This window comes from Bradyrhizobium sp. USDA 326, from assembly GCF_049739485.1.
Lineage (GTDB): Bacteria > Pseudomonadota > Alphaproteobacteria > Rhizobiales > Xanthobacteraceae > Bradyrhizobium.
In genome coordinates this window covers 1,078,978-1,092,053 of the sequence record NZ_JBMGQA010000001.1, presented here as the reverse complement: position 1 = coordinate 1,092,053, position 13,076 = coordinate 1,078,978, and the positions used below count along the sequence as shown (strand labels likewise).

Annotated in this window: 13 protein-coding genes; 4 read left to right on the top strand and 9 right to left on the bottom strand. The window is 66.4% G+C overall.

Annotated elements, in window-relative coordinates; all coding sequences use genetic code 11:
- The first annotated feature begins 9 nt into the window (after positions 1-9).
- Entirely contained in the window at positions 10-165 is a 156-nt protein-coding gene (locus tag ABIG06_RS05200; RefSeq protein WP_199752170.1) for a hypothetical protein, read from the top strand.
- Positions 166-276: 111 nt separating this feature from the next.
- On the opposite strand, the gene ABIG06_RS05195 is transcribed toward ABIG06_RS05200, so the two are convergent.
- From ABIG06_RS05195 to ABIG06_RS05155, 9 genes are all read right to left on the bottom strand, one after another.
- Positions 277-1,425 carry a M20 family metallopeptidase gene (locus ABIG06_RS05195; RefSeq protein ID WP_370134760.1) on the bottom strand — a complete coding sequence of 383 codons (1,149 nt, stop codon included), beginning with the start codon at positions 1,423-1,425 and terminating at the stop codon, positions 277-279.
- Between the two features lie 256 nt (positions 1,426-1,681).
- Positions 1,682-3,067, bottom strand: coding sequence for a sigma-54 interaction domain-containing protein (locus tag ABIG06_RS05190; protein WP_370134757.1), 1,386 nt, complete (start codon positions 3,065-3,067; stop codon positions 1,682-1,684).
- A 56-nt stretch (positions 3,068-3,123) separates the two neighbouring features.
- Positions 3,124-3,474: a flagellar motor switch protein FliN gene (gene fliN, locus ABIG06_RS05185; protein ID WP_124162918.1), complete on the bottom strand. Its 351-nt coding sequence runs from the start codon at positions 3,472-3,474 to the stop codon at positions 3,124-3,126.
- Positions 3,475-3,477: 3 nt separating this feature from the next.
- Positions 3,478-4,101 (bottom strand): FliH/SctL family protein, encoded by a 624-nt coding sequence (locus ABIG06_RS05180; protein WP_370134754.1) that lies wholly within the window; start codon positions 4,099-4,101, stop codon positions 3,478-3,480.
- Positions 4,101-5,198 carry a flagellar motor switch protein FliG gene (gene fliG, locus ABIG06_RS05175; RefSeq protein WP_124162920.1) on the bottom strand — a complete coding sequence of 366 codons (1,098 nt, stop codon included), beginning with the start codon at positions 5,196-5,198 and terminating at the stop codon, positions 4,101-4,103. Before fliG ends, ABIG06_RS05180 begins: the two co-directional genes overlap by 1 nt.
- 30 nt (positions 5,199-5,228) lie before the next feature.
- Positions 5,229-6,842 (bottom strand): flagellar basal-body MS-ring/collar protein FliF, encoded by a 1,614-nt coding sequence (gene fliF, locus ABIG06_RS05170; RefSeq protein ID WP_370134751.1) that lies wholly within the window; start codon positions 6,840-6,842, stop codon positions 5,229-5,231.
- Positions 6,843-7,024: 182 nt separating this feature from the next.
- On the bottom strand, positions 7,025-7,300 hold the full coding sequence (locus tag ABIG06_RS05165) for a DUF1153 domain-containing protein (protein WP_002714638.1): 276 nt from the start codon (positions 7,298-7,300) through the stop codon (positions 7,025-7,027).
- A 264-nt stretch (positions 7,301-7,564) separates the two neighbouring features.
- Positions 7,565-8,272, bottom strand: coding sequence for a flagellar hook assembly protein FlgD (locus ABIG06_RS05160; RefSeq protein ID WP_370134749.1), 708 nt, complete (start codon positions 8,270-8,272; stop codon positions 7,565-7,567).
- Between the two features lie 12 nt (positions 8,273-8,284).
- Positions 8,285-9,874 (bottom strand): flagellar hook-length control protein FliK, encoded by a 1,590-nt coding sequence (locus ABIG06_RS05155; protein ID WP_370134746.1) that lies wholly within the window; start codon positions 9,872-9,874, stop codon positions 8,285-8,287.
- Positions 9,875-10,224: 350 nt separating this feature from the next.
- Here ABIG06_RS05155 and mnmA point away from each other — a divergent pair, with 350 nt between their 5' ends.
- The 3 genes from mnmA (at position 10,225) to ABIG06_RS05140 (ending at position 12,828) form a co-directional block, all read left to right on the top strand.
- Positions 10,225-11,406: a tRNA 2-thiouridine(34) synthase MnmA gene (gene mnmA, locus ABIG06_RS05150; RefSeq protein WP_370134743.1), complete on the top strand. Its 1,182-nt coding sequence runs from the start codon at positions 10,225-10,227 to the stop codon at positions 11,404-11,406.
- Between the two features lie 148 nt (positions 11,407-11,554).
- Positions 11,555-12,193 carry a class I SAM-dependent methyltransferase gene (locus ABIG06_RS05145; protein WP_124162925.1) on the top strand — a complete coding sequence of 213 codons (639 nt, stop codon included), beginning with the start codon at positions 11,555-11,557 and terminating at the stop codon, positions 12,191-12,193.
- Positions 12,194-12,471: 278 nt separating this feature from the next.
- Entirely contained in the window at positions 12,472-12,828 is a 357-nt protein-coding gene (locus ABIG06_RS05140; protein WP_370134741.1) for a hypothetical protein, read from the top strand.
- Positions 12,829-13,076 lie beyond the last annotated feature (248 nt).

Below are 13,076 nucleotides of genomic sequence, written 5' to 3'. Positions count from 1 at the left end.
AGCGGAACGATGAAGCGCATCGCGATCCTAGCGTTCTACGCCGTCGGCGCGCTCGCGATCGCCTATCTCGCGCTCTACGCCTATGCGACGTTCCGCGGCCAGCCGATCGTGCCGGGCGACCCCATCCACATCTTCCGCAAGCCCGACGCGCCGAGTTATTCGTGACGACACTGTGCCCTCGTCATGGCCGGGCTTGACCCGGCCATCCACGTGCACCGGCGATTTCGGAGAACGTGGATGCCCGGGTCAAGCCCGGGCATGACGGAAGAGTGTGGGCTACCCCCGCAAAATCGCCAGCGCCAGCGCCTGCGCGCGGGGCACGATGCTGTCGAGCTCGAGATATTCCTCCGGCGTGTGCGCGAGCCCGCCGACCGGCCCGAGGCCGCAGATGGTCGGCGTGCCGACAGCGGCGGTGAAGCCGGAATCGGCGCAGCCGCCGGAGAATTCGCCCTGCAGCGTGGTGAGCCCGACCTGTCTTGCGGCAGCCTGATAATTTTCGAACAGCGCCTTCGAATCCGCGCTCTGCACCACCGGCACGAACTCGCCCTTGATCGTGAGCGTTGCACTCGTGCCCGGCACGTAGGACGTCGCGACGATCGTCTCGATTGCGGCCATCACCCTCGCGCGATCCGCCGGATCGACGTAACGCAGGTCGATCTGACCCTCGGCGTAAGGCGCCGTGGTGTTGACGGACTGCCCGCCCGAGACGAGGCCGACATTCAGCGTGATGCCCTTGTCGAGATCGGTCAGCGCATGGACATGGACGATCTTGTGCGCGAGCTCGCCGATCGCGCTGATGCCGGCAGCAAAGTTGGCGCCGGAATGCGCGGCTTTGCCTGTGACGGCCATGTGCATGAAGATGCCGCCCTTGCGCCCGGTGACGACGTTGCCCGTGGGCCGGCCGGGCTCGGAATTGAACACCGCGCGCGCGGCGCGTCCCTCGCGTTCGATCACCGGGCGCGAGGAGGGCGAGCCGATTTCCTCGTCCGAGGTGATCAATACCTTGATCGGGTGCGGCGAGCCGCCGAATTTGTGGAAGGCGGTCGCCACGAACACGTTCATGACGAGGCCGGATTTCATGTCGGCGACACCTGGTCCATAGGCGCGGCCATCTCGGATCGTGAACGGACGCCGCCCGGCTTCGCCCTTGCCGAACACAGTGTCGCGATGCCCCATCAACAGCACCGGCTTCTCGTTGCTGCCGGGTTTTGCAACCTCCGCATGGATCGCGTCGCCGAAGGCGGCGTTGGCCTCGCGCCGGAACGGAATGCCGTGCTCGGCAAAGTGCCGCTCGAACCGCGCACCGACCGCATCGACGCCTTCCTTGTCGTAGGACCCGGAATCGATGTTCACGACGTCGCGGAGCAGATCGATCATCGCCTGCCGCTGCGACGCCAGCCAATCCGTGATTTGAGCTTCAGACATGTGGTTCCTCGCGCTGGTTCTCACGCGGGTTATAGGGCCTGGCGTCACCACGGCCTAGTCGGCTAACGCGGTCCCGTTATGCGAGGAGCACTCTCAACGCCGTCATTGCGAGCGCAGCGAAGCAATCCAGTCTGTCGCCGCGGAGAAATTCTGGATTGCTTCGCTGCGCTCGCAATGACGAGTTTGGCGGCCTGCATTCAAAAAAATGCCCGGGACCAGCCCGGGCATTCGCATCGTCTCGATCGGTCGTGGCCGCCTACGCCCCCATCATCGGCATCCGCGGATACTCACCCGGCGTTCCCGCGGGCGGGATCGGGATGCCGCCGTCGGCATATTCGTTGAGCTTGTTGCGCAGCGTGCGGATCGAGATGCCGAGGATGTTGGCGGCATGGGTGCGGTTGCCGAGGCAGTGCTTCAACGTCTCCAGAATCAGGTCGCGCTCGACGTCGGCCACGGTGCGCCCCACGAGTGCGCGAGTCACCTGCTCGGCGGCCATGGTGGCATGCGCCACGGCCGGCGCGGTCTTGGCGAGATCGAGCCGGTCACCGTCCGGCGTGATGATGGCGTCGGGTCCGATCTCGTCGCCGTGCGCCATCAGCACCGCGCGATGCATGGTGTTTTCGAGCTCGCGGACGTTGCCCTGCCAGCGGTTGGCGGAGAGCACGCGGCGCGCTTCCGCCGAGATCGGGCGCAGCGGCACGCCGTTGGCCTCGGCATATTTCTTCACGAAGTGCTGGGCGAGCTCCAGGATGTCGGCAGGGCGCTCGCGCAGCGGCGGGATCTTCAGATTGACGACATTGAGGCGGAACAGCAGATCCTCGCGGAACGTGCCTTCGCGCACAGCCTCGGCGAGATTGCGGTTCGAGGTCGCGATGATGCGGATGTCCACCGGCACCGGCTTGGTGCCGCCGACGCGATCGATCACGCGCTCCTGGATCGCGCGCAGCAGTTTCGATTGCAGGCGGACGTCCATTTCCGAGATTTCGTCGAGCAGCAGCGTGCCGCCGGTCGCCTCCTCGAACTTGCCGATGCGGCGCGCGACCGCGCCGGTGAAGGCGCCCTTCTCGTGGCCGAACAGCTCGGATTCCAGGAGGTGCTCGGGGATCGCGGCGCAGTTGATGGAGATGAACGGGCGCTTGGCGCGCGCCGAGCGGGTGTGGACGTAACGGGCCAGCACCTCCTTGCCCGTGCCGGATTCCCCGGTGATCATGACCGAGGCGTCGGAGCCGGCGATCTGCTGGGCGAGCTTGATCACCTTTGCCATCGCCTCGTCGCGATAGACCAGCTCGCGGGAATCGTTGGCGACAGCGGCGAGCACCGCGGCGATCAGCTCCGGATCCGGCGGCAGCGGGATGTATTCCTTGGCTCCCGCATGGATCGCGGCGACCGCGGCGCGGGCGTCGTTGGTGATGCCGCAGGCGACGATCGGCGCGTGGATGTGCTCGGCTTCCAGCCGCAGCACGAGGTCGCGAATGTCGAGGGCGACGTCGACCAGCAGGAGGTCGGCGCCCTTGCCGCCGCGCAGCACGCGCATCGCCTGCTCGTGATCCTCGGCATGAGTCACGGTGGCGCCGTTCTCCATCGCGATCTTGGTGGCGGTGGTGAGCTGGCCCTTCAATGTGCCAACGATGAGAAGCCGCATGTCACTCTCCTGTCCGTCTGTTCGCGCTGCCGCGCGTCATGTCCTTGCGTCTTGTGCTAGCCGCGTTCGGCCTTGATGATTTCCGTCATGGTGACGCCGAGCTTGTCCTCGACCAGGACGACTTCGCCGCGGGCGACCAGCTTGTTGTTGACGTAGATGTCGATGGCTTCGCCGACGCGCCGGTCGAGCTCGAGCACGGTGCCCGGTCCGAGCTTCAGGAGCTCGCCGACGTCCATCTTCGAACGGCCGAGCACGGCCGAGACCTGCACCGGAACGTCGAACACCGCTTCGAGGTCGGCGGCGGCACGCGCCGCATATTCGTCCTCGTTGTAGCCGACGTCGGCTCCGGTCGGCGGCATCGGGCCGTTGAGATCGGGCAACGGGACCTGTCCGTCGGTGTCGCTCATGGCTTAGCTCCCCCTGCGGGACGCGATATAGCGTCCGACCATTTCGTCGATCTTGGCCAGGATGGCGCCGCGCTCCAGCACGACGCCGCCATCGGCCCATTCGATCCGGCAGTCGCCGGTGGCAATTTCCGGCTCGGCCAGGATCACCAGCCGGCCCTCGAAGCCGCTCTGTTTGGCGAGCCGCTCGATCTTCTCGCGCGCGGCGTCGTAGAGCGCATCGTTGATGCGGACGACGAGATGCGGCGTCGCGACCAGATGCGAGAAGCAGTCCTTGACCAGCGCGATGACCTCGCCGAGCGGCTCGGCGGCGACCAGGTCGGCGCACAGCTTGCGCGCCACCGCGACCGCGACCTCGACCGCCTCGGTCTCCATCCTGGTCTCGATGCCGCCGATGCCGGAGGCGACGCCCCGAATTGCGATGTTGATCTCCTCCATGGCGAGCGCGACGCGGCGGTCGCTCTCGGCCTTGGCCTCGCGCTGACCGGCGGCAAAGCCGTCCTGGTAGGCGCGCGCCTCGGCTTCCGCGACCTTCTGGGCGATCTCGGCTGCGGCCGCGGCCTTCTCGCGCGTCGCCCGCTCGGGCGCTGCGAAGTCGGTATCGAACAGGAATTTTGCCGGAGCGGCCATCAGTACACCAGCTCGTCGTCGGCGCGGTTCTTGGTCAGCATGATCTCGCCCTTGGCGGCGAGGTCCTTGGCGAGGTTGACCAGAAGCGCCTGGGCCTCGTCGACGTCGCGCAGGCGCACCGGGCCCATCGCCGCCATGTCGTCCTGGAGCATCTTGGCCGCGCGCGAGGACATGTTGCCGAAGAAGAAGTTGCGGACGTCCTCGTTGGCGCTCTTGAGCGCGACGCCGAGCTTGTCCTTGTCGACGTTGCGCATCAGGGTCTGGGCGGAGCCGGAGTCGAGCTTGACGAGGTCGTCGAAGGTGAACATCAGCGCCTTGATCCGCTCGGCGGATTCGCGGTTGTCCTCTTCCAGAGAAGTGATGAAGCGGGTTTCGGTCTGGCGGTCGAAATTGTTGAAGATTTCCGCCATCACCTCGTGGGCGTCGCGACGGCGGGTCTGCGACAGGTTGGACATGAATTCGGTGCGCAGCGTCTTCTCGACGCTCTCGATCACCTCCTTCTGCACCGCCTCCATCTTCAGCATGCGGTTGACGACGTCGAGCGCGAGCTCCTCGGGCAGGATGCCGAGCACGCGGGCGGCGTGCTCCGACTTCAGCTTCGACAGAACCACGGCGATGGTCTGCGGGTATTCGTTCTTCAGGTAGTTGGCGAGGACCTCTTCCTGCACGTTGGAGAGCTTCTCCCACATGTTGCGCCCCGCGGGGCCGCGGATCTCGTCCATGATGCCGTTGACGCGCTCCGGCGGCAGGTATTGCTGCAGCAGCCGCTCGGTGGCGTCGAAATTGCCCATCAGCGCGCCCGAGGCCGACATGCGCGAGACGAATTCGAGCAGCATGTCCTCGACGGTGTCGACCTCGACGGTGCCGAGCGTCGACATCTCCAGCGAGAGCTGGCGCACCTCGTCGTCGTCGAGCAGGCTCCAGATCTTGCCGCCATATTGCTCGCCCAACGCCAGCATCAGGATCGCGGCACGCTTCGGCCCGGGCAGCTGCGCGAGGCCCTTGCCGTCGGCGGCGCGGATGCCGGCGCGCTGACCGAGCGTGGAGATCACGCTGGTGATGTCGTTCGAATTGGCGTTTTGCAGACTGGCGGCCATGTCAGATCACTTCTTGATTCACTTGGCGGATTACTTGGCTGGCTCGGTCAGCCACTGGCGGATGATCGCGACGGTTTCGTTGGGGTTGCGCTCGGCGAGCTCGCCCACGCGATGAACGGACTGGGCGTGGACCTGGCCCTGGATGGTGGCGACGTCGATGGCGCTGGCGGCACCGCTCGGCAGCAGCGCCTGGCCGGAGGCCGGCGCGGCCTCTTCCGACGCGGCGGGGCCCGTCAGCACGCCGGAGATGGCGGCGGCGACCTCGTCGGAGGCGAGGATGCGCTTGACCAGCGGGCGGATGACCAGGAACAGCACGACCAGGCCGAGCAGCATCATCACGCCGAGCTCGACGAAGTACATGACGTCGTCCTTGGTGAACTGGAGCATGCCGAGCAAGCCGGAGGACTCGCCGATCGGCGCGGTGGAAGGCGCGTCGGCAAAGCGGAGATTCACGACCTCGACCTGGTCGCCGCGCTTCTGGTCGAAGCCGATCGCCGAGCGCACCAGGGTGGCGATGCTCTCGAGCTGCTCCTTGGTGCGGTCCTGGTAGGCCAGCTCGCCTTTTTCGTTCTTGGTGTAGATGCCGTCGACCAGCACCGCGACCGAGATGCGGTTGACCCGGCCGGCTTCGGTCACTTCGGTCTTGGTGGTGCGGGAGATCTCGTAATTGTTGGTCTCTTCGGTCTTCTTGCTCTGGTCCTTGGGGGCGGCGGCGTTGTTCTGCTGGCTGCCGGGCAGCTCGTTGTTGACGGTGACCTGGCCGTTGTTGTCGGCGGTCATGCTCTGCTCTTCGCGGGTCTGGCTCGAGCGCAGCACGCGACCTTCGGGGTCGAACTTGTCCGAGGTCTGGGTGACCTTGTTGAAGTCGAAATCGGCCGACAGCTGCACGCGGGCGCGGCCCGAGCCGACCACGGAGGACACGATGTCCTCGACCTGCTTGCGCATGCGTTTTTCGAAGGAGATGCGGCGCTCGTCGCCGACCGCCTGCTCCGGATCGGTCGCCGCGCCGTCGGCCAGCAGCTGGCCGGCCTCGTCGACGATCGAGACCCGTTGCGGCTTCAGCCCGTTGACGGCGGAGGCGACGAGATGGCGGATGGCGCGGATCTGCTGGGCTTCCAGCGAGCCGCGGACGCGGACCACGATCGAGGCCGACGGCTCCGGCGCCTCGCGCGCAAACAGCGGGCGCTCGGGCAGCACGAGATGGACGCGCGCGGCCTGGATGCGGTCGATGGCGCGGATGGTGCGGGCGAGCTCGCCTTCCAGCGCGCGGAGATGATTGATGTTCTGAACGAAGGAGGTGGTGCCGAGTGCGTCCGATTTGTCGAACACCTCGTAGCCGACGCCGCCGCCCTTGGGCAGGCCGCCCTCGGCGAGCTTCATGCGCAGCCGGGTGACCTTGTCCTTGGGCACCATGATGATGGAGCCCTCGTTGCGGATCTCGAACTGGATGCCCTGGCGTTCCAGGTCCTTGATGATGGTCGAGGAATCCTCGACGCTGAGGTCCGTGAACAGCGTCGTCATCTGCGGCGTGGTGACGCGCATGATGACGAAGGCGAAGAAGCCGATGAGCGCGGCGGTGACCGCGATCATCGCCCCGAACCGGGCGGCGCCGATACTCTTCAGAAAGTCCGCAAGCCCTTGCAAGCAACCGCCCCAGCAGATTCGGCTGCTTTCACCGGAAAGGCCGACTGGGCAATTATTGCCTAGGTGATGGTTTCGATATGGTTAACGAGAGTTAAGAGATCGGACAAAACTGTATCATGAAAAAAAATCGGCCTCGCGGAGCGAGGCCGATTTTCGTCAAAAGCTGCAGATTTCCGGATCGCCTACTGGCGATATTGCTGGATGCGGGTGGTGCGAAGACCCGCCAGACCGTGCTGGTCGATAGAAAACTGCCAGGAAAGGAATTCGTCGACCGTCAGGGTATAACGGCTGCAGGCCTCCTCGAGGGAGAGAAGTCCACCACGGACGGCGGCGACGACTTCGGCCTTGCGACGGATGACCCAACGTTTCGTGCCCGGTGCAGGCAGATCCGCGATCGTCAACGGACTGCCGTCCGGCCCGATGACGTATTTTACCCTCGGGCGATGGGGTTCTGTCATGGCGTACTCACAAACTCTCAACCACTGAACTCACGCCCGTAACCCTACGCTCCCCGGCTTAAAAATCCGCTAAGCCTAAGGGTTCAATACAATTCTCGTTGAAACTTGCGGGAACACGGCCGTCTCGGCCGGCGCCAGACGCGATTCCGGCGGGCCAAGCGGGCAGAAGGTAAATACTTTACTAACGCCGAACGACTTTTGCGGGCTCGGCGCGAGCCCGGGACTCTGATCCACCTCTCCCCGCCGGGAAGAGGTGCCTCGCCCTCAATAGGCGCTTGTCGCGATGATGCTCTTGACCTGGCTCAGCGTGTAGCTGGCACCGTCGATGGTGAGCAGCGGCGGCGACTGGGTCAGGTCGACCGACGACACTACGCCCTGCACCTGCGCGGCGATGCCGACATTGTTGTTCGCGACGTCCTTGCCCGTGGCCGAGATCGTGTACTTGCCGTCGGGCCATTGCGTGCCGTCATTGCCCATGCCGTTCCAGGTGAACGGAATGTCGTTGCCGGCGGCGGCGGTGTATTTGCCGTTGAACACGGTCTGGCCGCTGGAATTGGCGATCGAGATCTCGACGGTGGAGTCGGTCGGCACGTTGAGATGCCAGATCGCCGCCGAGTTCGTCATGCTCGTGGTCGAGCCGTCGACCAGCGCGGTCTTGCCGACGAAGCCCAGCGCCTGGGTCGCCTGCGTGGTCTGCTGGAGGGCGACGAGCTGGGCCAGCGAATCGTTGGTCTTGAGCTGCTGCTCGACGCCGGCGAACTGCACCAGCTGCTGGGTGAACTGGTTGGTGTCGAGCGGATCGAGCGGGTTCTGGTTCTGGAGCTGCGTCGTCAGCAGCGTCAGGAAGGTCTGGAAGTTGCCGGCGAGCGTCGAGCCCGTGGTCGAGCTCAACGAGTTCGAGGAGGAGGATTTCGGGATGTCGGTCGTCCCGGAGACGACGGAAGGGGCGGTGGCGGCATTCGTGGTGGCCATTTCGAATACTCCTCACACTCTGATGTCGACGCCGCCGCTCGACCCGAGCATGCGGCCATAGCCGCGGGCGACAGGCGCGGCAGCAACGGTTTCGTCTTCGCTGATGATCAGCCGGCGGGCATTACCGCCATTGTCGCTGTTCTGGCCGGAATTCTGGCCCGATGAATTCTGGTCGCGCAGGCTGAAGGATAGCCCGTTGCTGCCGGTCTTGAAGCCTGCATCGTCGAGCGCGCGCTGCAATTGCGGTGCGTCCTGCTTCAGCATCGACAGCGTCTCCGGCTTCTCGACCGTGAGATGCGAGGTGACCTGGCCGTTGCGGTCGACATTGATGCGGACGTCGATGCGGCCGAGCTCGGCCGGGTCGAGGCTGATGTCGAACCGGGACTTGCCGGCGCGAATGGCAGCCGCGATCTCGATCGGCACGCCGCTGATCGGCACGGCCGCATGGTTTGCCGCGGTCGCGGTGAGCGTCGCCGTCGATGCCGTGGCGGCCGAGGTCGCGTTGGTCAGCGGCGCCTGCACGGCGGAAGCGGCCTGCGCGCCGGCATCCGTCGGAGCGATGGTGGCCTGCGTGCCCGCATGCGCATGCGTGGCTGGCGCGCCTTGTGCCGGATCGGCAGTGCGGTCGGCGAGGCCTGCCTTGGCGTCAGTCGCTCCGCCATCTGCCTGCGGCTTTGCGGACTGCGGATGCGCAACCGCCGGAGCCTGCGCGGCGTTCGCCGTGCCGGTGTTCTGGCCGATATTCGAGACGTCGGTCTGGACCTGCGTCGTTGCGGCCGCCTTGAACGAGGTCTTCGGCGTGCCCTGGCTGACGGCGGCGATCAGTCCGCCGTTGGCCTTCGCGTCGGTCGCGGTCGCCTCGCTTGCGCCGGTCGCGGTCTCGCCGAGCGTCGTCGTGGTGCCGGCATCGACCTCGACGCCTGCAGCCTTGGCGCTCTTGTCGGCGGCGGTGGCGGTATTGTTGCCGGCGATCTGCGCCGCAGTGGATGCACTGGCGGCAAGACCTGCTGCGGCGATCGTCAGCGGCGAGGCGGCGGCATCGCCGGCCTGGCTCGCAGCCGCATTCGGATCGGCCGGCACGACGGCCGCGGCAACGACGATCGCGTTCGGATCGGGCAGGGCGGGCTGCGTCGCATCGGCCGACACGGCGGCAGCCGCATCGGCGGCGACGGAAGGAGCGTCGCTGCCGTCGGACTTGTCGCCCTTGGTCTCGTCGGATTTGTCCGTCGATCCGGCGTCCGATGTCTCGGACTTGTCCTTGATCTTGCCGGTGTCCTTGGCCGGATCGCTGGTCGCGTCGCTCTTGTCGTTCTTCGCCGGCGCAGATGTGTCGTCATTCGCCTTGCTGTGCGAAGCCTGGTCCGTGGAAGAGGTGTCGCGCGGGCTCCGGTCGGACGCGGTGGAAGACGACGTGGAATCGCTCCGGCGCGGCGCAGTGTCCTGCGCCTGCGTATTGTTGCTGATCGCCTGGGTGTTGCTGTCCACCAGCGAGCCGAAAGCGTCGTTCGCGGGCGTGTCTTTCGGGGCTTGCGACCGGGCAGGCTTTTGCTGCGCGCTCTGGACTTGCACGCTTGCCACGACGTCTGACGTACGACCAACCACAGGCAACCCCTTGGAAGCAACTTCGGACAAGGGGTAGCAAGGAGCGGGCCAGCGCCTTCCGTGTAATTTTATTCAGCAAAATCAATAGCTTGAATGTTCTGGCTCGACGCCGGCAAGGTGCCGCGGCCCCGCCATTTCTGCCGCCCCGGCAAGAATTGCCCTAAGCCGACTGCCCGCGCGATTGCTTCACCGGAATGCCGCCTATATTAAAGAGGTTACTCTCAGCCGCTTTCGACTTGGGCCGTCGTGCCCCCCCGGGGAACCAGGGTTCCGGGGGATCACCGATACCCCGCGAGAAGGCACAGGAATCGCGGATCGCGCTACGCCGCCGTCACAACGCTCTAAGGCCCATGCTGAACAGTCTGGATCTCGAAGGCCGTCCCGAGGACACCAGGGTCGTCGTCGCCATGTCGGGCGGAGTCGATTCCTCGACGACGGCTGCGCTGCTGAAGGCGGAAGGCTATGACGTCGTCGGCATCACGCTGCAGCTCTACGACCATGGCGCGGCGACCCACCGCAAGGGCGCCTGCTGCGCCGGCCAGGACATCCACGACGCCCGCGATGTTGCGGCCAAGCTCGGCATTCCCCATTACGTGCTCGACTACGAGGACCGCTTTCGCGAGTCCGTCATCGACAATTTCGCCGACTCTTACGCGCTCGGCGAGACGCCGGTGCCGTGCGTCGAGTGCAACCGCTCGGTCAAGTTCCGCGACCTGCTGAAGACAGCGCGTGAGCTCGGCGCGCAGGCGCTCGCGACAGGGCATTATGTTGCCTCGCGCCGCCTGCCCAATGGCTCGCGGGCGCTGGTCTGCGCGGCCGACGCCGACCGCGACCAGAGCTATTTCCTGTTCGCGACCACGCGCGAGCAGCTCGACTTCCTGCGCTTTCCGCTCGGCGACATGACCAAGCCGCAGACGCGCGAGCTCGCGCGCCGCTTTGGTCTTGCGGTCGCCGACAAGCACGACAGCCAGGACATCTGCTTCGTGCCGACCGGCCGCTATACCGATATCATCACGCGGCTGCGTCCGAACGCGATGGATCCCGGCGACATCGTCGATCTCTCGGGGCGCGTGCTCGGCCGGCACAGCGGCATCGCCAATTTCACCGTCGGCCAGCGCCGCGGCCTCGGTATCGCCTCCGGTTCGCCGCTGTTCGTGGTGCGGCTGGAGGCCGCTACCCGCCGCGTCGTCGTCGGCCCGCGCGATGCGCTGAAGATGCACCGCATCAGCTTGCGCGACGTCAACTGGATCGGCGACGGCGACATCGACCGCGCGATCGGCGGCGGCCTCGAGATGTTCGTGCGCGTGCGCTCGACCCGCAGCCCGCAGCCGGCCTGGCTGCGCGGCGGCAATGGCCATTACGAGGTCGAGCTCGTCGCCGGCGAGGAGGGCGTCTCGCCCGGCCAGGCCTGCGTGTTCTACGACGCAGCCGGCGGCCAGGCCCGCGTGCTCGGCGGCGGCTTCATCCAGAGCGCCGCGGCGAAGGTCGGCGCGGCCACGTCGCGCCCGCTCGCGGAAGTCGTGCGCGGCTGAGGCGAAATGAGATTGAGCCCGACTGTAGCCGCAACAGCGGTGCGCCCCCTCTCCCGCAAGGGGGAGAGGCGCCAGACCGAGTACGGCGCGAGGACCATCATCACCAATGACCATCATCTAAGTAAGAGTATCGGGCAGGGCAGGGGGCATGGCAGCAGACATCTCGCGGGCCGGGGTCGAGAAGGCCTATGGCCGCTGGGCGCCGGTCTATGATCTCGTGTTCGGCAAGGTGTTCGACGCCGGAAGGCAGTCGACCATCGCGGAGGCCGACCGCATCGGCGGCCGCATTCTCGACGTCGGCGTCGGCACCGGGCTTTCGCTCTCCGATTATGCGCGCACCACGAAGATCTGCGGCGTCGACATTTCCGAGCCGATGCTGCGCAAGGCGCAGGCGCGCGTGCGCGCGCTTCGCCTCTCCAACGTCGAAGTGCTGTCGGTGATGGATGCGAAGAACCTCGCCTTCCCCGACAAATTCTTCGACGCGGTGGTCGCGCAATATGTCATCACGGCCGTGCCCGATCCTGAAGGCACGCTCGACGAGTTCGTCCGCGTGCTCAAGCCCGGCGGCGAGCTGATCCTCGTCAACCACATCGGCGCCGAGAGCGGCCCCCGAAAGCTGTTCGAGCTCGCCTTTGCTCCCATCGCCCGCCGCCTCGGCTGGCGCCCTGAATTCCCGTGGGCCCGCCTCGTGGGCTGGGCCGCCAGGCACGGCGGCATCACCCTCACCGAGCGCCGCCCCATGCCGCCGATGGGCCATTTCTCGCTGATCCGATACCGCAAGGCGTGAGCGAGCCCGAGGCGCGGCCAGGCCGGCAGCGCGCCCCCTCTCCCGCTTTGCTTGCGGGAGTGGGTAGGGGAGAGGGCTCTCTCCACCCGCGATATCCCGCGCGTAACTTCGGCATTGCTGTGCATGTTCACTCATTCGCTGATTGGATCGCTCCAGCGGAGCACGATCCGATGCGCGCAACGACGGGCGGCGCAGACCGTCAAATTTGCCGCAGTCCACTCCCGATCACATCGCACTCCGGCCGGGAACAGGCCGCCCGCGGCGCGCGTTTCCCTCCCATGCGCACGACATCAAACATCATTCTGGCCGGCCTCCTGATCGCCGCCTCAGGCACAGCGATCGCGCAGGCCCCGCCCGCCCCGGCGACGCCGCCGCAACAGACCGCGCCGCCATCCCCGCAACACGCGGCCAACTGTACCCCGCAGGACCGTCCGAACCGTCAATCGGACGGCACCACTACGGGCCAGTCCCGGGAACCGCTCGGCGACAAGCTGGCCAAGTCCGACGGCGTGCTCTGCCCGCCCTCCGGCATCGACCCCGAGATGCACGCCCCGGCGCCGGACACCGGCGGAAACACCCCGGTGATCCCGCCTCCCGGCAGCCCCGGCGGCGACCCGAATGTGAGGCCGAAATAAGGGGCTTGTTCCGCCCCCCCTCTCCGTCATGCCCGGGCTTGTGCCGGGCATCCACGTTCTTTGAGGTGCAAGGAAAGACGTGGATGGCCGCTACAAGCCCGGCCATGACGAACTCATTGAAAAGAGGCCGCATTCACACGGCGGCTCGTCCCGCCACAGGCCTCGGCGAAGGCGGAAAAAGGCGGACCACTTTGCTTGACTTACCCCCGCCCCCTTCCTTATATGCCGCGCGTTCGCGAGATCGGCCT